The sequence below is a fragment of the Bradyrhizobium sp. AZCC 1588 genome (genome assembly GCF_036924735.1).
GTDB lineage: Bacteria > Pseudomonadota > Alphaproteobacteria > Rhizobiales > Xanthobacteraceae > Bradyrhizobium.
In genome coordinates this window covers 2,286,158-2,313,065 of record NZ_JAZHSC010000001.1, presented here as the reverse complement: position 1 = coordinate 2,313,065, position 26,908 = coordinate 2,286,158, and the positions used below count along the sequence as shown (strand labels likewise).

General features: G+C 62.9%; 29 protein-coding genes. 19 read left to right on the top strand and 10 right to left on the bottom strand.

Features of this window, described 5'->3' with window-relative positions; genetic code table 11:
* The 7 genes from V1277_RS10865 to V1277_RS10835 form a co-directional block, all read right to left on the bottom strand.
* A complete protein-coding gene (locus V1277_RS10865) occupies nt 1-1,272 on the bottom strand; it encodes an AAA family ATPase (protein ID WP_334416139.1) in 1,272 nt (423 codons plus the stop codon).
* Nucleotides 1,269-2,018 carry a CpaD family pilus assembly protein gene (locus V1277_RS10860; RefSeq protein ID WP_334416138.1) on the bottom strand — a complete coding sequence of 250 codons (750 nt, stop codon included), beginning with the start codon at nt 2,016-2,018 and terminating at the stop codon, nt 1,269-1,271. The genes V1277_RS10865 and V1277_RS10860 overlap by 4 nt, the downstream gene beginning before the upstream one ends.
* 9 nt (nt 2,019-2,027) lie before the next feature.
* On the bottom strand, nt 2,028-3,491 hold the full coding sequence (locus tag V1277_RS10855; protein ID WP_334416137.1) for a type II and III secretion system protein family protein: 1,464 nt from the start codon (nt 3,489-3,491) through the stop codon (nt 2,028-2,030).
* A gap of 17 nt (nt 3,492-3,508) precedes the next feature.
* Entirely contained in the window at nt 3,509-4,300 is a 792-nt protein-coding gene (cpaB, locus tag V1277_RS10850) for a Flp pilus assembly protein CpaB (RefSeq protein ID WP_334372604.1), read from the bottom strand.
* Between the two features lie 127 nt (nt 4,301-4,427).
* Complete coding sequence (locus tag V1277_RS10845; protein WP_334372605.1) at nt 4,428-4,952, bottom strand: A24 family peptidase; 525 nt, start codon at nt 4,950-4,952, stop codon at nt 4,428-4,430.
* Between the two features lie 85 nt (nt 4,953-5,037).
* Nucleotides 5,038-6,822, bottom strand: coding sequence for a GtrA family protein (locus tag V1277_RS10840; RefSeq protein ID WP_334416136.1), 1,785 nt, complete (start codon nt 6,820-6,822; stop codon nt 5,038-5,040).
* 183 nt (nt 6,823-7,005) lie between these two features.
* Nucleotides 7,006-7,170, bottom strand: a complete 165-nt coding sequence (locus V1277_RS10835; RefSeq protein ID WP_334416135.1) for a Flp family type IVb pilin — start codon at nt 7,168-7,170, stop codon at nt 7,006-7,008.
* Between the two features lie 278 nt (nt 7,171-7,448).
* Between V1277_RS10835 and V1277_RS10830 the strand changes: the two genes are divergently transcribed.
* The 6 genes from V1277_RS10830 (at nt 7,449) to V1277_RS10805 (ending at nt 12,600) form a co-directional block, all read left to right on the top strand.
* The gene (locus V1277_RS10830) at nt 7,449-8,276 is read left to right on the top strand and encodes a sterol desaturase family protein (protein WP_334416134.1); all 828 of its coding nucleotides are present in this window, start codon (nt 7,449-7,451) and stop codon (nt 8,274-8,276) included.
* An 18-nt stretch (nt 8,277-8,294) separates the two neighbouring features.
* Nucleotides 8,295-9,743 carry a hypothetical protein gene (locus V1277_RS10825; protein ID WP_334416133.1) on the top strand — a complete coding sequence of 483 codons (1,449 nt, stop codon included), beginning with the start codon at nt 8,295-8,297 and terminating at the stop codon, nt 9,741-9,743.
* A gap of 60 nt (nt 9,744-9,803) precedes the next feature.
* The gene (locus V1277_RS10820) at nt 9,804-10,631 is read left to right on the top strand and encodes a sterol desaturase family protein (RefSeq protein ID WP_334416132.1); all 828 of its coding nucleotides are present in this window, start codon (nt 9,804-9,806) and stop codon (nt 10,629-10,631) included.
* 135 nt (nt 10,632-10,766) lie between these two features.
* Nucleotides 10,767-11,261 carry a pilus assembly protein N-terminal domain-containing protein gene (locus V1277_RS10815; RefSeq protein WP_442894469.1) on the top strand — a complete coding sequence of 165 codons (495 nt, stop codon included), beginning with the start codon at nt 10,767-10,769 and terminating at the stop codon, nt 11,259-11,261.
* A 182-nt stretch (nt 11,262-11,443) separates the two neighbouring features.
* The gene (locus tag V1277_RS10810) at nt 11,444-12,004 is read left to right on the top strand and encodes a TadE/TadG family type IV pilus assembly protein (RefSeq protein WP_334416131.1); all 561 of its coding nucleotides are present in this window, start codon (nt 11,444-11,446) and stop codon (nt 12,002-12,004) included.
* A gap of 8 nt (nt 12,005-12,012) precedes the next feature.
* Complete coding sequence (locus V1277_RS10805) at nt 12,013-12,600, top strand: TadE/TadG family type IV pilus assembly protein (RefSeq protein WP_334416130.1); 588 nt, start codon at nt 12,013-12,015, stop codon at nt 12,598-12,600.
* Between the two features lie 124 nt (nt 12,601-12,724).
* Here the strand turns inward: V1277_RS10805 and V1277_RS10800 are convergent, their stop codons facing one another.
* The 3 genes from V1277_RS10800 to V1277_RS10790 all read right to left on the bottom strand — a co-directional run bounded on the left by V1277_RS10800 (nt 12,725) and on the right by V1277_RS10790 (nt 14,959).
* Entirely contained in the window at nt 12,725-12,937 is a 213-nt protein-coding gene (locus V1277_RS10800) for a cold-shock protein (RefSeq protein ID WP_002714433.1), read from the bottom strand.
* Between the two features lie 268 nt (nt 12,938-13,205).
* Complete coding sequence (infA, locus tag V1277_RS10795; RefSeq protein ID WP_247834591.1) at nt 13,206-13,493, bottom strand: translation initiation factor IF-1; 288 nt, start codon at nt 13,491-13,493, stop codon at nt 13,206-13,208.
* Nucleotides 13,494-13,516: 23 nt separating this feature from the next.
* A complete protein-coding gene (locus tag V1277_RS10790; protein WP_334416129.1) occupies nt 13,517-14,959 on the bottom strand; it encodes a DEAD/DEAH box helicase in 1,443 nt (480 codons plus the stop codon).
* Between the two features lie 543 nt (nt 14,960-15,502).
* Between V1277_RS10790 and urtA the strand changes: the two genes are divergently transcribed.
* The 13 genes from urtA (at nt 15,503) to V1277_RS10725 (ending at nt 26,845) form a co-directional block, all read left to right on the top strand.
* A complete protein-coding gene (urtA, locus tag V1277_RS10785; RefSeq protein WP_334365194.1) occupies nt 15,503-16,819 on the top strand; it encodes an urea ABC transporter substrate-binding protein in 1,317 nt (438 codons plus the stop codon).
* A 101-nt stretch (nt 16,820-16,920) separates the two neighbouring features.
* Nucleotides 16,921-18,534: an urea ABC transporter permease subunit UrtB gene (gene urtB, locus V1277_RS10780; protein WP_334416128.1), complete on the top strand. Its 1,614-nt coding sequence runs from the start codon at nt 16,921-16,923 to the stop codon at nt 18,532-18,534.
* Nucleotides 18,531-19,697, top strand: coding sequence for an urea ABC transporter permease subunit UrtC (gene urtC / locus V1277_RS10775; RefSeq protein ID WP_334416127.1), 1,167 nt, complete (start codon nt 18,531-18,533; stop codon nt 19,695-19,697). The genes urtB and urtC overlap by 4 nt, the downstream gene beginning before the upstream one ends.
* Before the next feature lie 4 nt (nt 19,698-19,701).
* A complete protein-coding gene (gene urtD, locus V1277_RS10770; RefSeq protein ID WP_065747478.1) occupies nt 19,702-20,463 on the top strand; it encodes an urea ABC transporter ATP-binding protein UrtD in 762 nt (253 codons plus the stop codon).
* A 157-nt stretch (nt 20,464-20,620) separates the two neighbouring features.
* On the top strand, nt 20,621-21,316 hold the full coding sequence (urtE, locus tag V1277_RS10765) for an urea ABC transporter ATP-binding subunit UrtE (RefSeq protein WP_334416126.1): 696 nt from the start codon (nt 20,621-20,623) through the stop codon (nt 21,314-21,316).
* A gap of 35 nt (nt 21,317-21,351) precedes the next feature.
* Nucleotides 21,352-22,188 (top strand): urease accessory protein UreD, encoded by an 837-nt coding sequence (locus tag V1277_RS10760; protein ID WP_334416125.1) that lies wholly within the window; start codon nt 21,352-21,354, stop codon nt 22,186-22,188.
* 40 nt (nt 22,189-22,228) lie between these two features.
* A complete protein-coding gene (locus V1277_RS10755; protein WP_028349318.1) occupies nt 22,229-22,531 on the top strand; it encodes an urease subunit gamma in 303 nt (100 codons plus the stop codon).
* A 131-nt stretch (nt 22,532-22,662) separates the two neighbouring features.
* Nucleotides 22,663-22,968 (top strand): urease subunit beta, encoded by a 306-nt coding sequence (locus V1277_RS10750; RefSeq protein WP_065747475.1) that lies wholly within the window; start codon nt 22,663-22,665, stop codon nt 22,966-22,968.
* Between the two features lie 176 nt (nt 22,969-23,144).
* Nucleotides 23,145-24,860, top strand: coding sequence for an urease subunit alpha (gene ureC, locus V1277_RS10745; protein WP_334416124.1), 1,716 nt, complete (start codon nt 23,145-23,147; stop codon nt 24,858-24,860).
* A 46-nt stretch (nt 24,861-24,906) separates the two neighbouring features.
* Nucleotides 24,907-25,206 (top strand): putative quinol monooxygenase, encoded by a 300-nt coding sequence (locus V1277_RS10740; RefSeq protein ID WP_334416123.1) that lies wholly within the window; start codon nt 24,907-24,909, stop codon nt 25,204-25,206.
* A 24-nt stretch (nt 25,207-25,230) separates the two neighbouring features.
* The gene (locus V1277_RS10735) at nt 25,231-25,530 is read left to right on the top strand and encodes a putative quinol monooxygenase (RefSeq protein ID WP_057841049.1); all 300 of its coding nucleotides are present in this window, start codon (nt 25,231-25,233) and stop codon (nt 25,528-25,530) included.
* Between the two features lie 21 nt (nt 25,531-25,551).
* Nucleotides 25,552-26,127 carry an urease accessory protein UreE gene (locus tag V1277_RS10730; protein ID WP_334416122.1) on the top strand — a complete coding sequence of 192 codons (576 nt, stop codon included), beginning with the start codon at nt 25,552-25,554 and terminating at the stop codon, nt 26,125-26,127.
* On the top strand, nt 26,108-26,845 hold the full coding sequence (locus tag V1277_RS10725) for an urease accessory protein UreF (RefSeq protein WP_334420335.1): 738 nt from the start codon (nt 26,108-26,110) through the stop codon (nt 26,843-26,845). The genes V1277_RS10730 and V1277_RS10725 overlap by 20 nt, the downstream gene beginning before the upstream one ends.
* Nucleotides 26,846-26,908: the final 63 nt, after the last annotated feature.

Below are 26,908 nucleotides of genomic sequence, written 5' to 3'. Positions count from 1 at the left end.
CTACTTCTTGGCCCGCAACTTCTCGATCAAAGGCGACAGCAACGAACTCTTCGGCTTCTTGGTCTCGCCACGGCCCGTGAGCCGTTGCGCAATCTGCAGGAACATCTCGGTGGTGCGATGCGTTGCGGAGAGCTCCGCGATCATCTGGCCGTTGTTGGCGGCCGAGCCGAAGATTTGCGGCTCGAACGGGATCGTGGCGATCGGGTGGTTTTCGATCGCCTTGGCGAACTCGGCGGCCGGGATCTCCGGCCGCTTCGGGATGCCGACCTGATTGAGGCAGTAGAGCGGCGCACGATCGTTCGGCCGCGATGCCTTCAGGAGGTCGAAGATATTCTTGGTGTTGCGCAGGTTGGCGAGATCGGGCGCGGCGACGATCAGGATGTCGTCGGCCGCGATCAAAGCACGCTTGGTCCATCCCGACCATTGATGGGGAACGTCGAGCACGATGCAGGGCATCGTGGTGCGAAGCGTATCGAAGATCGAATCGAAGGCTTCCGCGCCGAAATCGTAGACCCGGTCGAGCGTGGCCGGCGCCGCCAGCAGGCTCAAATGGTCGGTGCATTTCGCCAGCAGGCGGTCGAGGAACGCGGTATCGACCCGGTCGGGCGAGAACACCGCGTCCGCAATGCCCTGCGGCGGATCCTGGTTGTAGTCGAGGCCTGCGGTGCCGAAAGCGAGGTCGAGGTCGGCGACCACGGAATCCAGCGCCAGATCGCGCGCGATCGCCCAGGCGACGTTGTGGGCGACGGTCGATGCGCCGACACCACCCTTGGCGCCGACGACGGCGATGATGCGGCCGACGGCCTTGGCTTCCGGCGAGGAGAACAGGTTGCAGACCGAGCGCACGACGTCGATGGCGCTGACCGGGGCGATGACGTAATCGCTGACGCCACGGCGAACCAGTTCGCGATAGAGCATGACGTCGTTGACGCGCCCGATCACGATCACGCGGGTTCCGGCGTCGCAGACGGAGGCGAGTTGGTCGAGCCCGACGAGAATGTCGTTGCGGCCCTCGGTCTCCAGGATGATGACGTTCGGGGTCGGGGCCGAGCGGTAGGCCTCGATGGCAGCGGCCATGCCGCCCATCTGGATCTTGAGATGAGCTTTGCCGAGGCGGCGGTCTTCGCCCGCCGACTGCACGGCGGCCGCGGTTTCCACCGTCTCGCAGAACGCCTGCACCGACACCCGCGGCGCCGGCGCGATGTGGTCCTCGGTCGACGGCGCCGTGATTTCCGGCTGCGGTTCTGTATTCTGGCGCGAGTAAGTGATCATTTGCCGGTATCGCTGAGTTTGGCCCTGTCGCTCTCGGGATAGCTGGTCGCCGTGGTCGTACCCTTGCGATACTTGTCGAAGGCTGTGCCACGGCGCGGCGCAAAGGCTGGGGTTTCGGGACGCGGCTGCGCGAGGTCGGACGGGTTGTCGACCATCGCCGCCAGGTTGCGCTGGTTGGAGCAGCCGAAATTGTAATACTGCTTGTTGTCGAAATAGCCCTTGTTGTGGATCGACGGTCCGAGGTCCTCCGGCCACAGGCCGCACGGGCCGGCCACCGCCGAGATCTTCGGATAGTTGAGGCGGATCGCGGCCATGTGCCTGGGATCTTCGGGATGATACTGACGGACATTGATCGCGCGCGGCGGCACGCCGGCAGCGGCAAAGCTCGCCCGGATCTCGCGCAATGAATCCTCGGCTGCCCGCGCGTTCGGCGTATTGACGGGCACGTCGACGCTGATGACGCCGGTGCCTTCGCGAAGCCAGTCCTGGGCCAGGCCCATGACGTCGGCGCGCTGAGAGGCGGACAAGCCGCCGCGTCCGCGACCGACGAAAACCACGATCGAGCGGTCGGCTTCCTGGACCGCGATCGGATGGCGCTGGCGATAGTCGTCGGGCACGCCGGCTGTCGTCGCGGGATCGACGACGGTATGTTTGCAGGCGCCGAGCGCCACGGAAAGACCGATCAGCGCTGCGGTCACGCGGAGCGCGCGCTTGCGATCGGCGGGTTTTGTGTTCTGTGATGTCATCGTCCCGCCTCAGTCCGTAATAAAGCCGTAGGTGCCGCGATAATTCCGCGCCTTCTCGACGCGGCCGGGAACGCCGTAGATACGATTGATGCTGCCGAGCAGGTCAGCCTGCGGATCCGACGCGCTGGCAAAGCCGTCATCGGGACGCGACAGGTCCTTCTGCGCCACCGCGCGCACCACATAGGGTGTGACCAGAACCATCAGTTCGGTCTGGTTGTTGACGAAGTCGCGGCTGCGGAACAGCGTGCCGAGAACCGGCAGTTGCGCCAGACCCGGAAGACCGTTGATCGCCTGCTTGGTCTGGTCCTGGATCAGGCCGGCCATCGCCATCGCGCCGCCGGACGGAATTTCCAGCGTCGTCTCGGCGCGGCGGGTCTTGATCGACGGAATGGTTGTTCCATTTTGGCCGCCAGTCAGAGCGTTTTCGGTCGAGACTTCCGACACTTCGGTCATCACCCGAAGGCTGATCCGTCCCTCCGTCAGCACGACCGGCGTAAAGTTGAGGGAGATGCCGAATTTCTTGAAGCTGACGGTCTGGACGCATTGTCCGATGCCACCGGCCGTTGTTGCTTGGCAGGTCACGCCGGTCGGAATTGGAAATTCGCCGCCGGAGATAAAGGTCGCGGACTCGCCGGAAATGGCCGTGAGGTTAGGCTCGGCAAGGGTCCGGACCACGCCGGCGCTCTCCATCGCACGCAGCGTCGCCTGCACGGATGGCATCGTGCCGAAAGTCCCGGTAAGGGAGTTGCCGGGGACGAGCGGCGCACTGTTTGCGGTGAACGGGTTGTTGTTGGTGAACCTAACAACGGATGTGCCGTAGGTCATGCTGGCGCTGAGATCGATGCCCAGCTGCTTGATGACCGAGCGCTGGACTTCAGCGAGCGTGACTTTCAACATCACCTGGTCACGGCCGCGAACTACGATCGAATTGACGACCTTTTCGGCGCCGCCCACCAGGCGGGCGGCGATGTCGGCGGCCTGTTGCGCCTCGACCGGGGTCGCCGCGCTGCCGCTCAATAGCACGCCGTCACCGACTCCGTCGATCTGGATGTCCGAATTCGGCACCGACTGCTTCAGCGCGGCGCGCACGCCGTTGAGGTCGCGCTTGACGGCGATGTCGTAGGCCGCGATCTGCGCGCCGGTAGAATCGAAGAAAACGATATTGGTCTGGCCGACCGCGGCGCCGATGACATAGGCGCGCTGGGTCGAACGCACCACGGCGTTGGCGATCTTCGGATCGGCAACCAGCACGTCCTTGATCTCGTGCGGCAGGTCGATCACGATGGATTTGCCGATCCCGAGCGAAACGAAGCGCGCGTTCATCTGCCCGTCGGCGGACATCGGCGCGACGCGATAGTCGCTCGCCGCCACCGGCGTCAGCGCCGGATTGAGCGAGAGAGCAGCCACGGCCGAAAACGACAGGGCGCGGACGATGAACGTTCGCATCATCGGCTGAATTTCCCTGCACTTCATATCGTGCGTCCTTTCGGTCACTTCTGCATCGTCTGCTGGCTGGCAACGCCGTAACGAACGACGTTGAGGCTTTCGCCGGGCTTGTTGAGTTGTTCGTCCGGCTTTTCGACCGCCTTGATGTCGGCAATGCTGCGCAGCGCCAGCGTCAGCGTGCCGCTCTGGCGCGACCGCGCCAGCGTTTCGGCCTGCTCGGGCTTCACCTCGAGGGTGACTGTCCTGCCGACCAGCGAGCTGGCGCCTTCTTTTTCCTTCGGCGCCTGGTCGATCGCGAGAACGCGAATGTTGGTGAGAATGATCTCCGAATGGGAGACGTCCGGGCCCTTGGCGTCCGGATTTTTCTCGCGCTTGGTTAGAATCACGTCGACGCGGTCGTTCGGCAGGATGAAGCCGCCGGCGCCGGTTTCCGGTGAAATTTCGGTGGAAATGGCCCGGTAGCCGGCGGGCAGGATCGCCGCCATGAAACCGGAGCCGTCGGCCTTCACCAGCTTCTGCTCGCGAATCGGCTCGCCCGCGATGAACGGCGCGCGCGCGATCGAGCCGGTGATCTCCTTGACGGCGTCGGCCTTGCTGGCGCGGCTGATGAAATTGCTGCTGGCGGTCGCGGCCGGCCAGGTCTGCCATTGCAGATCGTCCGGCTTGACCGACTGGCCGAGGCCGATATCCGATTTCGCGACGAGAATATCGACGGTCTGCATCTGCACGACCGGCTGCGCCGGGGCAGACTTGTCGTCGGACCCACTGGCGAGATATGCGGCAATGCCGCCGGCGCCGATCGCGATGGCCAGGACCACAATGCGTGCGGATTTCATACGCGCTCACTTTCCACATTACGCTGCGACGCTTCCGTCGCTGTGATGGGAGTTGACCAGCTATTCGTCAAAGCATGGTTAATGAGGCGTGTGTAAATTGCCTTAACGGAAAGTTAGCGACGCCGGATCAGCGCATCGCGAGGTGAGTGAGGTCGACCGCCTTGATCCATTCGGTTTCCGGATAGACGATCAGCGCGCCGAGCGCGAGCGCTATGCCATAGGGGACTCCGCTCTGCCTGTCGTGCAGCCGGTTCAGCCAGGCTTGTCCCGTGAGCAGGGAAGGTAGCGGCCATTGCCGGAACTGAATCAGCAGGACCGTCAGCGCTCCGCCGAGCAGCGAGACATAGACGAGATAGTTGAGGAGATGGTCGAAGCCGAACCAGAGCGCCACGCTGGCCGCGACCTTGGCGTCGCCGCCGCCGACCCATCCCATCGCGAAGCAGGCAAAGGCCACGACGAGAACGGTGGCGCCGGCGCCGAAATGCAGCAGCATGTCGTGCAGACCCATGCCGCCGAACGCCGCAAGCGCAACGAAGCCCGCGATCAGCGCCAGCGACACCCGGTTCGAAATCGTCATGGTGAAAAGGTCGCTCGCGGCTGCGAACGCCATCAGGGCCGGAAACAGCAGGAGGCGGGCGGTATCGAGGATCATGGCGTAACGGCCCATTGAGTTGCGAAAGCGCTTCGCGCGTCGGCGCAGCCTATTGACGACAGGTAAACGATCGGAAAACGGCACATCAGGGTTGCGGCCGGACCCGATAGATATCGAGCGGCTGGCTGGCGTCCTGCGGCAACTTCTCGAGCCAGTCCGGCGGCTCGTCGCGGGCCAGCGCAGCGAGAAGGCCGGTGGGCGCTTGCCCGGCCAGCAGTGCGGTTTCTGCGTTGCCGCGACAGAAGACGACAAGTCCAATCCGGTTGTTCTGGACCGTGGTCAGCGCCTGCTCGGCCGTGCCCGTGAAGGCGTCGAGCGTGAGCAGGTTGCCGGTGACGTTGCGGTGATAGGGCCCAGCCAGCGCGCGGTGAGGCGAGCGCGCAAGGATCGGCGCCCCAAGGTTGGAGATCGCAAGTACGGTGGTCGGCGGCTGCGCAGCGAGAAGGGCGTAATCGGCAGGTCGCTCGCAAGTGCCCGCCGGCGAAGCCGCGCGCTCCGTCTCTCCGAGGGCCGCCGACGCCGCATGGGCGGCCGCGCTCCAGGTAACATTCAGGGAAACCAGCCAGACCAACGCCATCCGCGGCGAGGAGAACCGGTCCGACGACAACGCCGTGCGGTGTCGCCAGTCGCCGACCCAGCCTGCGAGCGCAATGGCTGCGAGCGGCAGCGAGAAAGTGGCCCCGCGCACCTGCCAAAGGCTGACAACGAAAGCTGCAGTCAGCAATGCCATCAGCATCCATCCAGCCCCGTTGCTACGACGGCGCAGCCGCAGCCCGAGCACGATCAGCGCGAGGATGGGTGTAACGTAAAAGCCGGCGGCCTTGACCCAGTTGTCGGAGAGCACGCGCCAGAACGGCTGCGCCTCAGTCACCTGATTCAACCAGAACTGCTGCAGCTTCGGATCCAATCCGGCATAGGGATCGGCGAGGCACTGTGGAAAAGCGGTCACCGCCACTGCGGCAACCGCGATACCGAGCGCAAGCAGCGCGGTGAGCCTTCTGCCGAAGCTGTGGGCGAGGATGGGAGAGACTGCAGCTACTGCCAGGCCGATTCCGGATATCGCCGCTACAGAGAATTGCGGGATCGAATAGGCGTCGCAATGCGGCAAGAGCCAGCTAATGGTCGGCACCGTGGCAACGAACGCGGCAAGGCCACCGCCGGCGAGGCCCATTCCGAAGCCGACCGCCTTGGCGGCCTCGGGGCGATCACCCAGCAGATACATTGCCGCTGCGGTCAGCCCGGCAACGGCCACATAGGGTAGCGTTTCCATGCCGACGGCCAGCATCAGCGCGCAGGCGGCGCCTGCAGCGATCCCGGCAACATAACCTCGTCCAACGATCAGGGCGGTTATGGCGGCGAGGCAGAGCGTGAGCTGGATATTGTGGTGGTCGATATTGCCGGGGGCAAAGACGCCGCTGAAGTGGGGCGCCGCGGCGCAGATGATGAACGCCGGCATGATCGTCCACTCGTCACCGACGGAGCGTGCGATCCGCAGCGAAAAAGTCAGCGCGGCCGCCATCAACGGGGTCGTCCAGGCGAACAGCGCCACGGTTTCGCCTGCCGCCAGCTTTCCGGTCAAGGCGGATACGACAAGGATAACAGCCGCGATCGGCGCATCGACAAGGCGTGACCAATGCATGACGAAGCCGCCTGGTGGGCCCATCCGGTACTGGTGCAGGTCGAACCACGCCTGCCCGCCGATGAAATCGCGAATCTCGACCAGCCGAAGCAGGCTGTCATTGTCTCCGTTGGCGACGGCGAGCGTCGGGAAACCGGCCAGCGCGTGCAGGCCGAGCGCCAGCAGAGCCCCTGCCAGTCCCAGCATGGCATCGTCGCGCCATGTACCCGGTCGGACAGCGCTTTGGAGCATCATCCTCTCGTTGACTGTCATTCGAAACTCGGACGTTGGGGAGAGGACAGGCTAGCGGCCCACTTTCAACGAAGCGTAAAGCATGCTCCGCAGCAACGCTGTCGTCCGGCGATCGGTCAAGGCCAATAACGATAAAGGCCCCGGCAATGCCGGGGCCTTTAAAGCACCTACGTGAGGCTTCGCTTACTTCAGCGAGGTCGAGATCGCGTTGAAGTTGGTCCCCAGCTTGGTACCGACGCCCTGAACGGCAGTGATGATCGCGATCGCGATGCCGGCGGCAATCAGACCGTATTCGATGGCGGTGGCGCCGGACTCATCCTTCACGAAACGCGAAACGAGATTCTTCATGATAACTCCTGTGTACACACGTGGCTGGTCGAACTTAAGTTTGGTCTGCCGGCGTTCTCAGCACCGTGACCATGGCGTCACCCTAGGGTGCGACAATTTCGGCGCAGTTAATTCGATCCCGCAAAAATGCTCGGAACTTGCAGTTCTTGAGCACAGTAAACACCGCATTAAGGCATCCGATAAAATGCAAGCGCGGCTTCGTCGACCGACGCCTTTGATTCACGGCTCCTTAAGCGCGAGCGGATACGCCTTGCGGTGTCCGATTGAACGAGGTCGTCATGTCCGGTTTGCCAATGGAAGTCATCGAGGTAGTGGGCCAGACGATAGCGAAGGTCGTTCCTGTCACGATCGCGCTCGCCCTTGTGTTCACGGTACTCTCGCATTTCTGGGCCTGCAATCCGGGCAAACCCTGGTGGCGCAAGCGCGAGCTCATCACCGACATCTGCTATTGGTTTCTCGTACCGGTGTTCGCGCGCATCTTCCGCATCGGACTATTGGTGCTCGGCGCTGCGGTCGTCTTCAACATTCACGAAGTCGACGAACTGATCGCATTCTACGACAATGGCCATGGACCGCTGGCGCAGCTTCCGCTCTGGGTGCAGGCGCTGTTGTTTCTCGTTGCATCCGATTTCATGCTGTACTGGCTGCACCGCATGTTTCACGGTGGCGGGTTCTGGAAGTATCATGCCATCCATCATTCCTCTGAAGATCTCGAGTGGATCTCGGCTGCGCGGTTTCACCCCGTCAACCTGTTCATCGGAACGATCCTGGTCGATGTCATCCTGCTGATGGCGGGCATTTCTCCCAACATCATGCTCTGGGTCGGGCCGTTCACGACCTTCCACTCCGCCTTCGTTCACGCCAACCTGAACTGGACGCTTGGACCGTTGAAGTATGTGCTTGCCACGCCGGTCTTCCATCGCTGGCATCACACATCGCTCGAGGAGGGCGGCAATACCAATTTCGCGGGCACCTTCCCGCTCTGGGACATTCTGTTCGGAACGTTCCGCATGCCGGAGAACCTGCTGCCCGAGGGCTATGGCGTAGACGATCAGGAGATCCCGACCGCGATCGGCGGACAATTGGCTTATCCATTCCGTCAATAATCCGGCCGGTCATTTCGTATGAGCACTGAAGCCGGGACGATCCAGCGGGCCAAAGCCTTCAGCCTTGGCGATGTCCCGGCATGGCTCTGGCTCGGCATCGCCGTCTACGCGCTGGTACTGATCGGTGGATGGCTTCTGAAGGATTCCGATACCTACTGGCAGATCGCCGTGGGCCAGTGGATCCTCGACCACCACGCTTTGCCACGCGTCGATATCTATTCTTTCACCAAGACCGGAGAGCCCTGGACATCATCGTCCTGGCTGTCGCAGGTACTGTATGCGGTGAGCTACAGTCTGGCGGGCTGGACCGGACCGGTGGTTCTCGCCGCGACCTCTATCGCCGTAACCTTTGCGTTGTTCGCCCATATTCTCGGCCGCCGCATTCCCGCGACCTATGCGGTCGCGGTCGCGATCGCGGCGCTGGTGCTCTCGATGGGCCATTTTCTGGCGCGCCCGCACGTGTTGGTGCTGCCGATCATGCTGGCATGGGCGTACGGGCTGATGTCGGCGAGCGAGCGCGGCCAGGCGCCGTCGCCATGGCTTTTGCTCTTGATCGCATTGTGGGCGAACCTGCACGGCGGATTCGTATTTGGCCTGGTGCTGGTCGGCGCCTTCGCGCTCGATGCGCTGTGGAACTCCGATCGGGCGCAGCAAAGGTCGCTGGCGCTGCGTTGGGCGGCATTCGGCATCGGCGCGCTGGTGGCCTGCTGCGCCACGCCTTACGGCTGGGGATCGATCCTTGCCGTACGCAAGATTCTTGATCTCGGCGAGCTGCTGCATCTGATCTATGAATGGAAGCCGGCGGACTTCAGTAAATTCGGCGCGTTCGAGATGGCGATTCTTACACTGATCGCCGGCGCGCTTCACGGCGGCGTCAAGCTCACGCCGCCACGGATCGCGCTGGTGCTCGGCCTGTTGCACATGGCGCTGTCGCACGTCCGGAACGTCGAGATCTTCGCGTTGTTGCTGCCGATCGTGGTGCTCGCGCCGGTGGCGTCGCAGTTCGCGCTGCGGCCGGCCTGGCCCGCCCGCGCCGGCGCTTCGATGTCTGTGATGGCCGCGGTAATCGTCCTGCTCAGCGGCTGGACATGGCTGCTCGCGGTCAACACCACATTTGCACCGCCGGAAAGCCAGTCGCCTTCCGCGGCCGTGGATGCGCTGAAGGCGCATAGTCCGAAGCGGGTTCTCAACGACCTTCCGTTCGGCGGCTATCTGATCTGGCGGCAGATTCCCGTATTCGTCGACGGACGCGCCGAGCTCTATGGCGAAGCCTTCGACGTGGCTTACTACCGCGCCATGCAGCTCAAGGACGTCAACCAGTTTCTCGACATTCTCAGGACCTGGGACATCGACGCCGTACTGCTGACGCCGCACACCCCGGCGGTCAGCCTGCTCGACAATATCAGCGGCTGGCGGCGCGCCTACGCCGACGAGAACGCAGTGCTGCACGTCCGCACCACTCACTGATCCGGCCGATCTCCGGGAGGCGAACTGGCGGACAAGCCGGGATTCTGGTACGCGAGCCGGATGAACCTGCCGATCGAAGTCGTGGAAATGCTGGGCCAGACCATGGCCAAGGTGGTGCCGGTCACGATCGCGCTGGCGCTCGTGTTCTCGCTGCTTTCGCATTTCTGGGCCTGCAATCCCGGCAAGCCGTGGTGGCGCAAGCGCGAACTCGTCACCGACATCTGCTACTGGTTTCTGGTGCCGCTGTTCGCGCGCGTGTTCCGCATCGGATTATTGGTGCTCGGCGCCGCTTTGTTGTTTGGAATTCACGACGCCGACGAACTGATCGCCTTCTACGACAACGGCCACGGCCCATTGTCGAGGATGCCGTTGTGGCTGCAGGCGATCCTGTTTCTGGTCGTGGCCGACTTCATGATGTACTGGCTGCACCGCATGTTTCATGGCGGCGGGTTCTGGAAATACCACGCCATTCATCATTCGTCGGAAGATGTGGACTGGATTTCGGCGGCACGCTTCCACCCCGTCAACCTGCTGTTAGGTACCATCGGGGTCGACGTCGCGCTGTTGACCGCCGGCATTTCGCCGGGCGTGATGCTCTGGCTCGGGCCGTTCAACATCTTCCATTCGGCATTCGTTCACGCCAACCTCAACTGGACGCTGGGGCCCTTCAAATACGTCGTGGCGACGCCGGTGTTTCACCGCTGGCACCACACCTCCCGCGAGGAGGGCGGGGACACCAATTTTGCCGGCACCTTTCCGCTCTGGGACATCCTGTTCGGGACCTTCCGAATGCCGTCGGATCGCCTGCCGGAGCAGTACGGCGTCGACGATCAGTCCTCGTTCCCGCGCGAAATCATTGGGCAACTGGCTTACCCGTTCCGCAAATAGGCCGGCGGCGGATTTCTTGCCGCACGGTGGCGCCTATTTGCCGTTTGTTCATGAATTGTCGTCAGATTCACCTTGTCGGGCGCCGGTTCCGCTGCGTATCGCCATCGCCGGCTTGTTGATGCCCCGGGGTAAAGTATGTCGTTCAAGTTCCCGCGTATTCGCGCACGTGCGCGTTTTGGATTGCGTTTCCTCGTTGCAGGGATGCTGTTGTGGCCGGCCGTCGGCCTGGCCTCGCCCGATCCCGACCGAATCGCCGTCTATGTCGACCAGGCGAAGCTCGTGAAGCTTCCCGCCAAGGTCTCCACCATCGTGGTTGGAAATCCGTTGATTGCGGACGTCACCCTGCAGAGCGGCGGCATCGTCGTCGTCACCGGCAAGGGCTACGGCGCGACCAATTTCATCGCCATGGACCGCAACGGCGAGGTGCTGGTGGACCGCCAGATCCAGGTCGAAGGCCCGACCGATCAGCTCGTCACCGTCTACCGCGGCGTCGAACGCGAATCCTATAGCTGCATGCCGATCTGCCAGCGCCGGGTCACCCTTGGTGACGGCGACGGCTACTTCAGGACCGCCATTGATCAGGCCGGCTCGCTCTCCAGCCAAGCCGCCGGGTCCGCGGGCGGCAAATGAACTGAACCGGTTGCGCACGGCTCGGCGTTCCGTTCGGCGGGCAGCGTAGGCGCTGGTCTTCCAGCGCGGTTAATATCCGCTTAACGGCGCAGGCCGTTCTGTCTGCATCGGACGAAACAATTCAACAATCAGTTTCGGATAGGTTTTCGCGGCAATTCCCCTCGGGTTCTGAGGTCCCTTCGATGCCGCCTTCCACAGCTTCCAAGACAAACATCCTGCGCCGGTTTGGTCGCAACCGAAGGGGGTCGGCCGTTGTCGAGTTTGCACTGGTTGCGCCGATATTCTTGGCCGTTCTGTTCGCGATCATCGAACTGGCGCTGGTGTTCTTTGCTAGCCAGATCCTCGAAACCGTGACGCAGGATACCGCCCGCCTGGTCATGACCGGCCAGGCGCAGGACATCAAATATACCAAGGAGCAGTTCAAGGATCTCGTTTGCGCCAAGCTCGTCGTGATGTTCGATTGCGCGAACGGTGTCTCGATCGATGTGCGGAGCTATCCGTCGTTTGCCGGTGTGAACATCGACGCACCGATCGACGCTGCGAAGGTCTTCATCGACGACACGAAATACTGTCCCGGCAAGGACGGCGATGTGGTTGTGGTGCGGCTGTTCTATCCATGGCCGGTGTTCGTCCCCGGGCTCGGCTTCAATCTGACGAACCTGGCCAACGGCAAGCGTCTTCTGACCGCCACCGCTGCATTCCAGAACGAGCCGTTTCCTACCCCCGGCGTTACCTGCTCATGAGCGTTTCCATGAAAACGAAAATGCTGTCATCGATATGGTTGTTGCGCCTGCGGCGCCACGTTGCCGCTCTGCGCAGGAACAACAGCGGTCTCGCCGCGATCGAATTCGCCATGATCATCCCGCTCATGGCTATGCTGTTCATTGGAACCAACGAGTTTGCCGCGGGCGTTGCCGTCGACCGCAAGGTGACGATCATGGCGCGCACGCTTTCGGACCTGACGTCGCAAAACAGCGAGGTCGACGACGCGAAGTTGACCAACTTCTTCAATGCCGGCAAGGCGATCATGACGCCCTATTCGTCGACGCCGGTGCAGGGCACAATCTCGGAACTCTGGATCCACCCGGACACGAAGAAGGCGCGGGTGCAGTGGAGCAAGGGCGCCGAAGCGCATTCGCCGGGCGACATCATCGAGATCCCGGATGCTCTCAAGATCGGCGGAACCTATCTGATCTACAGCGAGGTCAAGTACAAATACGTGCCCAGCGCCGCCTGGTTCATCAACAAGGTGAGTGGCATCACGCTCAGCGACGTCTCCTACACCCGTCCGCGCCAGGGGATTTGCGTGAAGTACAAAGAGGACTGCTCCACGAAGTGACACGCCGCGCCCGGATTGGATGAGTGCGTCGAAAAGAATCACAAAGAAAAAGGCCGCGCCAAAAGCGCGGCCTTTTGATTTATTCAGGAGCGACCTCCGGGACGCGCATGCCCCGGAAAATCGCTTATCCGGCGGCGCGCAGATTGTCGGCCGAAGATTTGCCAGAGCGGCGATCTGCCACGATTTCGTAGGAGATCTTCTGGCCTTCACGCAACGTTCCGAGGCCGGCACGCTCGACAGCGCTGATGTGCACGAACACGTCATTGCCGCCGTCATCCGGCTGGATGAAGCCATAGCCCTTGGTAGCGTTAAACCACTTCACGGTTCCCATGCTCACTGGGGTAGTCCCTTCTCAGATAGACAAGTCGTAGCCCACCTTTCGATGGGCTGGTGAGATCGAATTTTTGGAAGGGTCGTCAGCGTCTAAACCGGCTGTACCGGTGGATAGCTAATGTCGTCCGGCCGAAAATCGATACCTAATATTATTCGATAGTAGGGTTCAAAACAATCCTGACGTGCGATTTTTTGATTCGGCCGGCCAGCCGCCCCCGCTCGCGCGCGACGCGGCCGCGTCGGGCGCGATTTCGAGGGCGTTTACGATCTGTTTACCGGCGGCGGAACTGACCGCCGCGCGGCGGCCCACCACGTGGGGCGCCCGGTGTCGACGGACGCTCGTCCTTGTGTCGGAAGATCAGGCGACCCTTCTCCAGATCGTACGGCGACATCTCGATCGTCACGCGATCGCCTGCCAGCGTCTTGATCCGGTTCTTCTTCATCTTGCCCGCGGTATAGGCAACAATCTCGTGTCCGGCATCGAGCTGCACGCGATAGCGCGCGTCGGGGAGAATTTCGGTCACCAGTCCTTCGAACTGGATCAGCTCTTCTTTAGCCATGGTGGTCTCCAGGTCGATTGAGGCTAGCGCTGCGGTCGGTGGTTACGGTTCGGTTGATTATTCGGACGGCTCTCGCGATGCAAGAAGGCGACGCCTTGAATGCCTTCGCTGTGGCCGGCCTGGCTCTTGCCGCCCTGCTGCGCCGGCCGCGGCGCTTCGTGCCTGTTCGGCTGCTGCGCATTATTACCACCACCGCGGCGGTGTCGGCGAGGGCCTTTTGCGCTTGGGGCCGGTTCATGGGAACGGCTAGCATGGACACGTGTTCCGGGCCGTCCGCCCCGGTGCTGGGCGGGGGCCGGCGCCGCATCACGGTGGCCCGGCGTCCTTCGGTCTTCCCGCGGCAGCGCGATGCGAATCAGCCGCTCGATGTCGCGCAGATAGCCCATTTCCTCGGCGCCCGCGATCAGCGAGATCGCCACGCCCTCGGCGCCGGCGCGCGCGGTGCGGCCGATGCGGTGGACATAGGTTTCGGGAACATTGGGCAGGTCGAAATTCACGACATGGCTGATGCCGTCGACATCGATGCCGCGGGCGGCAATGTCGGTGGCGACCAACGTGCGGATCTCGCCGGAGCGGAACGCCGCCAGCACGCGTTCCCGGTGGTTCTGCGATTTGTTGCCGTGAATGGCATTGGCTTCGATGCCGGCCTTGGCCAGCACCTTCACCACCTTGTCGGCGCCGTGCTTGGTGCGGGTGAAGACCAGCGCGCGGTCGACCGGTTCCTGCTTCAAAAGCTGCGCCAGCACCGCCGGCTTGGCCGCGAAATCGACCTGGATGATGCGCTGGGTGATCCGGTCGGCGGTCGAGGCCACCGGCGTCACCGCCACCCGCGCAGGGTCGCGCAGCATGGATTCGGCGAGTTCCGCGATATCCTTCGGCATGGTGGCCGAGAAGAACAGCGTCTGCCGCTTGATCGGCAGCTTGGCGACGACTTTGCGGATGTCGTTGATGAAGCCCATGTCGAGCATGCGGTCGGCTTCGTCGAGCACCAGGAACTCGACCTGGTTCAGCTTCAGCCCGTTGCTTTGGACGAGGTCGAGCAGGCGGCCGGGGGTCGCCACCATCACTTCGACGCCCTGCATGACCGAGCGGACCTGGCGGCCCATCGGCACGCCGCCGATCGCCAGCGCCGAGGTCAGGCGGATGTGGCGGCCATAGGCGTTGAAGCTGTCGAGGATTTGGCCTGACAGCTCGCGGGTCGGCGACAGCACCAGCACGCGGCAGCTCTTCGGCTGCGGCCGGGTGCGGTTCTCCAGGATCCGGTGCAGGATCGGCAGCGCAAACGCCGCGGTCTTGCCGGTGCCGGTCTGGGCGATGCCGACCACGTCACGGCCGGTCAACGCGATGGGAATGGTCTGGGCCTGGATGGGCGTGGGCGTCTGGTAATTCTCTTCCTTGAGCGCGCGCGAGATGGGATCGGCAAGGCCGAAATCCTGAAAGGAGGTCAAAAGGGTGGTTCTTTCCATTAAAAAAGGCAGGCGCCCGGCGATGTCAGCCAGGTGCGCGCGAGTGTGTCAGAGACACCCGCGTGTTTGGGGCGTCGGTTTTGCTAGCTGAAAGGGGGCAAGCCAGAAACCGCAAAACGGGATCAGAACACGCGGCTCGCAGGGACCTGATGATTCTCTAGGTCACGACAGTCATATGGAGCACCTGCGCGCCGCTTTCAAGGTGAATTCGGCGCGCCTCGCCAGCGCGGTTAAAAGAAACCGATCGGCCAGATCGCGCCGTGCCGCATGGCCAACCCAAACGATCAAAATTCGTGCAAGAAATTTAGCCAAATTGCGGCATTTGCACAAAAAATAGATAGTTTGCCCCCAAAGCATACATTTCCACTGTCTAACAAATAGGCAAATTTCCCGCCGGCGGTTTTCGCGTAGCCGGAATTTCCAAGCGATTATAGGAGTTTATCCGGCCATCGAGCAATGGCATGGTTCTTGCGATTCCCTTAACGCAGGCGGCCGTGGGGCCGTTCGCAGCGTTCAACGCCTGCGTCAGGGAGATGACATTTCATGCTTACAAAATTGACTCACGATATAGCGACGCTGAGCCGCCGCCGCTGGCTGGCGGCCACTGCCGGCCTGGTTTTGGGTCTGGCTGCGTTCTCCAACGCCAAGGCGCAGGAGACCATCAAGGTCGGCGTCCTGCATTCGCTTTCCGGCACCATGGCCATCAGCGAAACCACGCTGAAGGACACCATTCTCTTCCTGATCGAGGAACAGAACAAAAAGGGCGGCGTGCTCGGCAAGAAGCTCGAGCCTGTCGTCGTCGACCCCGCCTCGAACTGGCCGCTGTTTGCGGAAAAGGCGCGCGAGCTGATCACCAAGGACAAGGTTTCGGTCGTGTTCGGCTGCTGGACCTCGGTGTCGCGCAAGTCCGTGCTGCCGGTATTCAAGGAACTGAACTCGATCCTGTTCTACCCCGTGCAATACGAGGGCGAGGAGAGCGAGCGCAACGTGTTCTACACCGGTGCTGCGCCGAACCAGCAGGCGATCCCCGCCGTCGACTATTTGATGAAGGACGAGAAGGTGAAGCGCTGGGTGCTGGCCGGCACCGACTACGTCTATCCGCGCACCACCAACAAGATCCTCGAAGCCTACTTGAAGTCGAAGGGCGTCAAGCAGGAAGACATCATGATCAACTACACGCCGTTTGGTCATAGCGACTGGCAGACGATCGTGGCCGACATCAAGAAGTTCGGCTCGGCCGGCAAGAAGACCGCGGTGGTCTCCACCATCAACGGCGACGCCAACGTTCCCTTCTACAAGGAGCTCGGCAACCAGGGCATCAAGGCGACCGACATTCCGGTGGTTGCGTTCTCGGTCGGCGAAGAAGAACTCGCCGGCATCGACACCAAGCCGCTGCTCGGCCATCTCGCCGCCTGGAACTACTTCCAGTCGATCAAGTCGCCCGAGAACGAGAAGTTCATCAAGGCCTGGCAGGCCTACACCAAGAATCCGAAGCGCGTGACCAACGATCCGATGGAAGCGCACGTCATCGGCTTCGACATGTGGGTCAAGGCGGTCGAGAAGGTGAAGTCGACCGATCCGGACAAGGTGATCGACGCGCTGCCCGGCATCGAAGCCAAGAACCTGACCGGCGGCACCTCCAAGATGCTGCCCAACCATCACATCACCAAGCCGGTGTTCATCGGCGAAATCAAAGCCAACGGCCAGTTCGACGTGGTGTGGAAGACGCCGGGCCTTGTCGCTGGTGACGCTTGGTCGAAGGAGCTCGAGGGCTCCAAGGACCTGATCGGCGACTGGGTCGGCAAGAAGTGCGGCAACTACAACACCAAGACCAATAAGTGCGGCGGTCAGGGCTCCTGATCCCTGTCTGACCTGCAACGATAACTTCCAAGAGAACTACCGAAGACCGGAGAGGGCGGCGCTGCCGCCGCCTTCTCCCACACTCCTGCCGGGGTCGTATTGTGTCTGCCAATTTCCTTGATCGCTTTCGCGCGCTCCTGCTCGCGATCCTTTTGGCTGCGGCCTTTGCGGCGCCGGCACTGGCGGGCCCGTTCGAGGACGCGGTCGCCAAGTTCGCCAACGACGATTTTTCCGACACGGATGAAGCGATCGGCGCGGTCGCAACGTCGGGCAATCCGCTGGCCTTTCCGATCATTAGCGCGCTGCAGGAAGGGCGGCTGTCGGCCGATCCGGATACCAAGAAGGTTTTCGTCACCGGGAGCGACGGCAAGGTCATCGATGCCGCGACCGGCGCTGCCGTGGACAAGCTGCCGGACAACGCCGCCGCCGTGCGCCTCAACAACCGTTTGCGCCGCGCCGTTGAGGCCGCGCTCGGCGGCTTGACGCTGCTGTCACCGGACCCGGCCAAGCGGACCGCGGCGGCGCAATCGGTGTTCAAGAGCCATGAGGAGAGCGCGCTGCCCGTAATCGACGGCGCCCTGGCGAAGGAGACCAACAAGTCCGTCAAGGCCGCCTTCGCGGAAGCCCGCGCCGCCATCCTGCTCTACAAGTCCGACGCGACCGAGGTCGAGAAGCTCGAAGCGGTCGCCGTCGTTAAGGCGCGCGGCGATCAGGAGGCGATGGCGCTCCTGACCGGGCTCGGCAGCGACCTGCCGCCCAACGTCGCGCGCGCCGTAGCAAGCGCGATTGCCTCGATCCAGAGCAATCTTGCGATGTGGTCGATGGTGCAAAACGCCTGGTACGGCCTGTCGCTGGGATCGGTGCTGCTGCTCGCCGCAATCGGCCTCGCCATCACCTTCGGCGTCATGGGCGTCATCAACATGGCCCATGGCGAGATGGTGATGCTGGGCGCCTACACCACCTTCGTGGTGCAGGAGATCATTCGCAGCAATTATCCCGGCCTGTTCGATTATTCGCTGCTGATCGCGGTGCCGCTGGCGTTCCTCGTCGCGGGCGCCGTCGGCGTGCTGATCGAGCGTGGCATCATCCGTTTCCTCTATGGCCGCCCGTTGGAAACGCTACTCGCGACCTGGGGCCTGTCGCTGGTATTGCAGCAGGCCGTGCGCACCGCGTTCGGCCCCACCAACCGCGAGGTCGGTAATCCCTCCTGGATGAGCGGCGCGTTCGAGCTCGGCCAGATCACCATCACCTATAACCGGCTCTGGATCCTTTGCTTCACGCTCGCGGTATTCGTCATCCTGCTCGCGATGCTGCGTTACACCGCTCTCGGGCTCGAGATGCGCGCGGTGACGCAGAACCGCCGCATGGCGGCCTCGATGGGCATCGCCACCTCGCGCGTCGATGCGCTGACCTTCGGCCTCGGCTCGGGCATCGCCGGGATCGCCGGCGTGGCGCTGTCGCAGATCGACAATGTCAGCCCCAATCTCGGCCAGAGCTACATCATCGACAGCTTCATGGTCGTCGTGTTTGGCGGCGTCGGCAATCTCTGGGGCACGCTGGTCGGCGCCTTCACGCTCGGCATCGCCAACAAGTTCCTGGAGCCGGTGGCCGGCGCCGTGCTCGGCAAGATCGCCATCCTCGTGCTGATCATCCTGTTCATCCAGAAACGTCCGCGCGGCCTGTTCGCGCTGAAGGGCCGGGCGGTGGAAGCATGACGCCGCACATCCTCACGCGCTCGCTCGACCGCAGCGCCACCATCTTCCTAATCGTCGTCGCCGGCCTCGGCGTGCTGATCCCGCTCTCCAATCTCCTGCTGCCTTCAGGCTCGGCGCTGCAGGTGCCGACCTATCTGGTCGCGCTGTTCGGCAAATACGCCTGCTACGCCATCCTGGCGCTCTCGATCGACCTGATCTGGGGCTATTGCGGCATTCTCTCGCTCGGCCACGGCGCGTTCTTCGCGCTCGGCGGCTACGCCATGGGCATGTACCTGATGCGCCAGATCGGCAGCCGCGGCGTCTACGGCAATCCGATCCTGCCCGACTTCATGGTGTTTCTGAACTATCCGGCGCTGCCCTGGTACTGGCACGGCTTTGATATGTTCTGGTTTGCGGCGCTGATGGTCATTCTTGTTCCCGGCCTGCTCGCGTTCTGCTTCGGTTGGCTGGCGTTCCGCTCCCGCGTCACCGGCGTCTATCTCTCGATCATCACCCAGGCCATGACATATGCGCTGCTGCTGGCGTTCTTCCGCAACGATTTCGGTTTCGGCGGTAACAACGGTCTGACCGACTTCAAGGACATCCTCGGTTTCAATGTGCAAGCCGACGGCACCCGCGCCGCCTTGTTTGCCCTGAGCTGCCTGGCGCTGATCGTCACCTTCCTGATCTGCCGGGCGGTCGTGACGTCGAAGCTCGGCAAGGTCTTGATAGCGATCCGCGATGCCGAGTCCCGCACCCGTTTCCTCGGCTACCGCGTCGAATCCTACAAGCTGTTCGTGTTCACGCTGTCGGCCTGCATGGCCGGCGTCGCCGGCGCGCTCTACGTGCCGCAGGTCGGCATCATCAATCCAAGCGAATTTGCACCGGGCAACTCCATCGAGGCGGTGATCTGGGTCGCCGTCGGTGGCCGCGGCACGCTGGCGGGCGCCGCGCTTGGCGCTGTCGTCGTCAACTACGCAAAAACCTACTTCACCTCGGGCCCGCTGGCGCCGTACTGGCTGTTCATGCTGGGCGCGCTGTTCATCCTGGTGACGCTGCTGCTGCCAAAGGGGATCGTCGGCACCTTCAACGCCTGGCGGGAGTCCCGGAAGGCAACCGAAAAAGCCAATGCCGAAAGCGCTGCGCTCGAAGACGGCGTCGGCGAACCGAAGCCGGCGGAGTGAGCGCATGAGTGTCATGGAGGGAAGGACCACTTCGGCGCTGCTCTACCTCGACGGCGTGCACGTCTCGTTCGACGGCTTTCACGCCATCAACAATCTCTCGCTCACCCTCGAGCCCGGCGAGATGCGCGCCATCATCGGCCCGAACGGCGCCGGCAAGACCACGATGATGGACATCATCACCGGCAAGACCAAACCGGACGAAGGCACGGTGCTGTTCGATGGCATGACCGACCTGACGCGGCTGGATGAGACCCATATCGCCGAACTCGGCATTGGCCGCAAATTCCAGAAGCCGACGGTGTTCGAGAGCCAGACCATCGAGGACAATCTGTTGCTGGCGCTCAATGTCGATCACAGCGTCAAGGGTACGCTGTTCTGGCGCGGCAGCAGGGACGAATCCGAACGGATCGACCGCGTGCTCGAAACCATCCGTTTGACCGATGCGCGCAATCGTCTTGCGGGCAGCCTGTCACACGGCCAGAAGCAGTGGCTGGAGATCGGCATGCTGTTGGCACAGGATCCAAAACTGCTGCTGGTCGACGAGCCGGTCGCGGGCATGACCGATGTCGAGACGCATCAGACCGCCGAGCTTCTGAAGGAAATCAACAAGGAAAAGACCGTCATGGTCGTCGAGCACGACATGACCTTCGTGCGCGAACTCGGCGTCAAGGTCACCTGCCTGCACGAAGGCACAGTGCTGGCGGAGGGGACCATCGATCAGGTCTCGTCGAACGAGCGCGTGATTGAAGTGTATCTGGGAAGATGAAGAATATGCTGACGGTTCCTCGTGAAAGCTGTCATCGTCCGCGAAAGCGGACGATCCAGTACTCCGAGACGGTGAGCTTTACCGCAGAGGCTCGGCGTACTGGATACCCCGCCTTCGCGGGGTATGACGCCACCTCTCAGCCGAAGCGAAGTGCCAAATGTTGAAGGTCGACAACATCAATCTCTACTACGGCGCAGCACAAGCCTTGCGCGGCGTCTCGCTGTCCGCCGAGCCCGGCAAGGTGACGTGCGTGCTGGGCCGCAACGGCGTCGGCAAGACCTCGCTGCTCCGCGCGATGGTCGGCCAGTATCCGATCGCGAGTGGCTCGATTGCGCTTGATGGCAACGACATCACCAGCCTCAAGCCGTACGAGCGCGCGCGGCGCGGCATCGGCTTCGTGCCGCAGGGCCGCGAAATTTTTCCGCTGCTCACGGTCGAGGAAAATCTCAAGACCGGGTTCGGGCCGCTCAAGCGCGAGGACCGCTACATCCCCGATGACGTGTTCTCGCTGTTTCCGGTGCTGAATACGATGCTGGGACGCCGCGGCGGCGACCTCTCCGGCGGGCAACAGCAGCAGCTCGCGATCGGCCGTGCGCTGGTGATGCGGCCGAAACTATTGCTGTTGGACGAGCCGACCGAAGGCATTCAGCCCTCGATCATCAAGGACATCGGCCGCGCCATCTCTTACCTGCGCAGCCTCGGCAACATCGCGATCGTGCTGGTCGAACAATATCTCGACTTTGCCTGCGAGCTCGGCGACAATTTCGCGGTCATGGACCGTGGCGCGGTGAAATATGCCTGCGACCGCGCTAATCTCGATCCCGCGGAGATCAGTCGCCAGATGGCGCTGTAACGTTTCGAGCGCGGCACATACCGTTTGGGGGACGGATGCGGACCGATATTACGCGCGCGGCTTCAGCGACGTTCGCTGCCAATCGGGCCCAGGGCGCGGTGCGGTTCGGCGTGCATCTGCAGGATGGCGTCACCCGCCGCGGGGACCTGCATGAATCTGGATCGCTGCGCGTGCGCTTTCCTTCTCCCGAGGCAGAAGGCCTGTCCGGCGTCTTCGTCAACACCGCCGGCGGCATTGCCGGCGGCGACCGTTTCGACATCGACATCGGGGCAGGCGAGGGCACCCGGCTGACGCTGACGACGGCAGCGGCCGAAAAGGTCTATCGCGCCTCCGGCGCCGCCGCCCAGCTCAGCATCGCCCTGAAGGCGAAAGCCGGTGCGCATCTCGCCTGGCTGCCGCAGGAAACCATCCTGTTCGACCGCGCGCGAATTGTCAGGCGTATCGACATCGACCTGGCCGAAGACGCCTCGCTTCTGCTCTGCGAAATCGTCGTGTTCGGCCGCGCCGCGATGGGTGAAACGATGCGGCACGGCGAGTTCGTCGACCGCTGGCGCCTGCGCCGCGGCGGCAAGCTGGTGTTTGCGGAGACCATCCGGCTCGACGGCGACATCGGCGCAAAACTGGCGCGGTCGGCTGTTGCGAAAGGCGGCGTCGCCATCGGCACCGCGCTGATCGTGCCGGGCGATGAGGCGATCGTGGAGCGGATCCGTGAAGCCTCGGAAGCGTTCGGCGGCGAGGTCGGCATCTCCTGCTGGAATGGATTTGCAATGGCGCGCTTCTGTGCCCAAGATGCGGCCCGGCTGCGCGCGGATATGATGACGGTGCTCGGCCGCGCCAGCGGCGCAGCGCTACCAAGACTTTGGCTCAATTAACCGCTGTGGCTCAACGAGAGACAATCACCAGAGTGCTCGCATGAATCTCTCCCCCCGCGAAAAGGACAAGCTCTTGATCTCGATGGCGGCCATGGTGGCGCGCCGCAGGCTCGAGCGCGGCGTCAAGCTCAACCACCCCGAGGCGGTCGCCATCATCTCCGACTTCATCGTCGAGGGCGCCCGCGACGGCCGCACCGTCGCCGAACTGATGCAGGCCGGCGCCCAGGTCCTGACCCGCGCGCAGGTGATGGATGGCATTCCCGAGATGATCCACGACATCCAGGTCGAAGCGACGTTTCCGGATGGTACAAAACTCGTCACCGTGCATGAGCCGATAAGATAGTCATCGTCATTCCGGGGCGGCCGCAAAGCGGCCGAACCCGGAATCCAGAGATTGTTGATCGAGATTCTCAGATGCGCAATTGCGCATCATAGTTCGCCCTTCGGGCGCCCCGGAATGACAGAGGAGGGTACATGATCCCCGGCGAACGCTTCATCAAGGACGGCGAGATCGAGCTTAACGCCGGCCGCAAGACCGTGACGCTGACGGTGGCGAACACCGGCGACCGTCCGATCCAGGTCGGCTCGCACTACCACTTCTTCGAGACCAACCCCGCACTGAAGTTCGACCGCAAGAAATCCCGCGGCATGCGCCTCGACATCGCCGCCGGCACCGCGGTGCGTTTCGAGCCCGGCCAGACCCGCGACGTGCAACTCGTCGCGCTCGCCGGCAAACGCACCATCTACGGCTTCCGCGGCGACGTGCAGGGGAAGCTGTGAATTGCGGGAACGCGCTGCGATGAGTTGCAGTGAGGTGAGTACACTGGCTGGGCTCCCTCCCCCCTCGTGTCCGCCGAAGCCTTGGCGAAGGCGATGCGGGGGAGGGTTGGGGAGAGGGGTGGCCGCGAATTGCCAAGCCCGCAATGGGCACGAAACGCCGAAAGCTGGAGTCCGTCATGTCTGTGAAAATCAAACGTAGCGTCTATGCCGACATGTTCGGGCCGACGACTGGCGACAGAGTGCGGCTGGCCGATACCGATCTCATCATCGAGGTGGAGAAGGATTTCACCACCTATGGCGAGGAGGTGAAGTTCGGCGGCGGCAAGGTGATCCGCGATGGCATGGGGCAGTCGCAGGTCACCAATCGACAGGGTGCGGCCGATACCGTCATCACCAATGCGCTGATCGTCGACCACTGGGGCATCGTCAAGGCTGACGTCGCGATCAAGGAGGGCATGATCGCGGCGATCGGCAAGGCCGGCAATCCCGATATCCAGCCCGGCGTCACCATCATCATCGGCCCCGGCACCGACGTCATTGCTGGCGAAGGAAAAATTCTCACTGCCGGTGGCTTCGATAGCCACATTCATTTCATCTGCCCGCAGCAGATCGAGCATGCGCTGATGTCTGGCGTCACCTCGATGCTGGGCGGCGGCACCGGGCCCTCGCACGGCACCTTTGCGACCACCTGCACGCCCGGCCCCTGGCACATGGGCCGGATGATCCAGTCGTTCGACGCCTTCCCGGTCAATCTCGGCATCTCAGGCAAGGGCAATGCCGCCCGCCCCGCTGCGCTGGTCGAGATGATCAAGGCCGGCGCCTGCGCGCTGAAGCTGCACGAGGATTGGGGCACCACGCCGGCCGCGATCGACAACTGTCTCGCCGTCGCCGACGATTACGACGTCCAGGTGATGCTGCATTCGGACACGCTGAACGAATCCGGCTTCGTCGAGGACACGGTAAAAGCCTTCAAGGGCCGCACCATCCATGCCTTCCACACCGAGGGCGCCGGCGGCGGGCACGCACCCGATATCATCAAGATCGCCGGCCTGAAGAACGTGCTGCCGTCATCGACCAATCCGACGCGTCCGTTCACGCGCAACACCATCGACGAGCATCTGGACATGCTGATGGTGTGCCACCATCTCGATCCCTCGATTGCCGAAGACCTCGCCTTTGCCGAAAGCCGCATCCGCAAAGAGACCATCGCGGCCGAAGACATCCTGCACGATCTCGGTGCGCTCTCGATGATGTCGTCGGATTCGCAGGCGATGGGTCGGTTAGGGGAAGTCATCATCCGCACCTGGCAGACCGCCGACAAGATGAAGAAGCAGCGCGGCGCGCTGCCCGAGGACAGGGGCAACGACAACGACAATTTCCGCGTCAAGCGCTACATTGCCAAATACACCATCAACCCATCGATCGCGCATGGCGTCTCGAAGCTGATTGGATCAATCGAGAAAGGCAAGCTCGCCGATCTCGTGCTGTGGTCGCCGGCGTTCTTCGGCGTCAAGCCGGACTGCATCATCAAGGGCGGCTCGATCGTGGCTGCTCCCATGGGCGATCCCAACGCCTCCATTCCCACGCCGCAGCCCGTGCATTACCAGCCGATGTTCGCAGCCTTCGGCAAATCGCTGACCGCATCCTCGGTGGTGTTCACCTCGAAGGCCGCCGTCACCGGCGGGCTGGCGCGCAAGCTCGGCATCACGAAGCAGCTCTATCCCGTCAAGAACACCCGCGGCGGCATCTCCAAGAAGAGCATGATCCATAACGGCGCCACCCCGAAGATCGAGGTCGATGCCGAGACCTATGAGGTGCGCGCAGACGGCGAGCTCCTGACATGCGCGCCCGCCGAGGTCCTGCCCATGGCGCAGAGGTATTTCATGTTCTAAGGTTGATCCCGGAACTTTAGCCAGAACAAAGTCCGGGAGGATCTAAGTGATTTACGTCGTTGCCACGCTGACCATAAAACCCGAAACGCGCGCCGATTTCATCGCCGCCGCCACCGCCTGCATCAAGGAAACCCGCAAAGAGCCGGGCAACATCGCCTATGACCTGCATGAGAGCGTCACCGATCCCTCAAAAATGGTGTTCGTCGAGCAGTGGGAAAATGCCGAGGCGCTGGTGCCGCATCGTGGCGCCGAGCACATGAAGACCTTCGGTCGCGTCGCCGTGAAATGCATGTCGGCGCCGCCGAAGATCGAAGTGATCACGCCCGAAAAGGTCGACGTCCGCTAATCAAGAAAACACGGGAACAAACCTATGATCTATGTCATCGCCACCACGCCGATGAAGCCGGAGAACAAGGACGACTTCATCAAGGGGCACAAGGCCTGCATCGCCGAAACGCGGAAGGAGAAGGGCTGCATCTCCTATGAGGGTCATGTCAGCGTGAACGATCCAAATCTATATGTGGTGGTGGAGCGCTGGGAGACCCGCGACGACCTCAATGCGCATGGCCGTGCGCCCCACATGAAGGTGTGGCGGGAATATTCCTCGCAAATGAAGACCGCGCCGACGGTGATCGAGATCATCAGCGACGGCAAGGTGGAGAAATTCTGACGTGTCTTTGAGCAGGGTGCCATGATCCGCGCGACAACAGTCCTGGGCCAGCATCGCTGGACGCAATCGGCGGCCGATACCGTCGTGCTCGATTTCGACGACCGGCACCGGCGGCGGATGGCGATGACGGGAACTCGCGGGCTGGAATTCCTGCTCGACCTGGAGAACGCGGTGGCGCTGCGCGGCGGTGACGCGCTGGTGCTGGAGGACGGCAGGCTGATCGAGGTGGTCGCGGCCGCCGAGCCCCTGATCGAGATCCGGGGCGTCGATCCCTTGCATCTGGTCCGCATCGCCTGGCATCTCGGCAACCGCCATTTGCCGACCCAGATCATGCCGAAGGGCCTGCGCATCCGCCGCGATCACGTCATCGAGGCGATGGTGAAGGGGCTGGGTGCGCGCATCATCGAGATCGAGGCGCCGTTCGATCCCGAAGGGGGCGCCTATGCGCAGGCTTCGCATGATCATGCCGCGCACCACCACGGCCACGGCCATGATCATCACCATGATGATGATCATGCGCACCATCACCATCACGACGAACATTGCGACCACGATCATCACCACCACGATCACTCCCATGCTCATGACCACAAGTGAGCCCGCGCCCGCCGACGCGAGCAGCGGAATGAATGCGGAGGAGTCAGCGGCGCTGTACCGGCTGATGACCTGGCTGTCGCCGTCCTTCCCGGTCGGTGCATTCTCTTATTCCAGCGGCATCGAATGGGCGGTGGAGGCGGGCGATATCACCGACGCCGCATCGCTGCGCGACTGGCTGGCCGCGGTGCTGGTTGATGGTTCCGGCTTCTGCGACGCCGTGTTTCTGGCGCAGGCGTATCGCGCCGCGTCCGTGCAGGAGGCCACGGCGTTGCGCGAGATTGCTGAACTCGCCGCCGCCTTCGTGCCCTCGCGCGAGCGTCAGCTCGAGACGACGACGCAGGGCCGCGCCTTCATCGATATCGCGCGCGCCGCCTGGGCTTGCGACGGGCTCGACAGCATGGTTGCCGCGAGCGGCAGCGCGATCGTTTATCCCGTCGCGGTCGGTGTCGTCAGCGCCGCCCATGCCGTTCCGCTTGCGCCGGCGATGCATGCCTTCCTGCATGCCGTGGTGTCGAACTGGATTTCCGCCGGCGCGCGCCTCGTGCCGCTCGGGCAAACCGACAGCCAGCGCATTGTCGCGAGCCTGGAAACTGAGGTCGCTGCAACGGCGAAGCGCGCGCTCGCCGCCTCGCTCGACGATCTCGGCAGCGCCACCTTCCGCGCCGATCTCGCCAGCCTCCGCCACGAGACGCAGTATACGCGGCTGTTTAGGTCATGAGGGACGTGAATTTTTCATCATCCGTCGTCCCTGCGAACGCAGGGACCCATAACCACGGGCGTT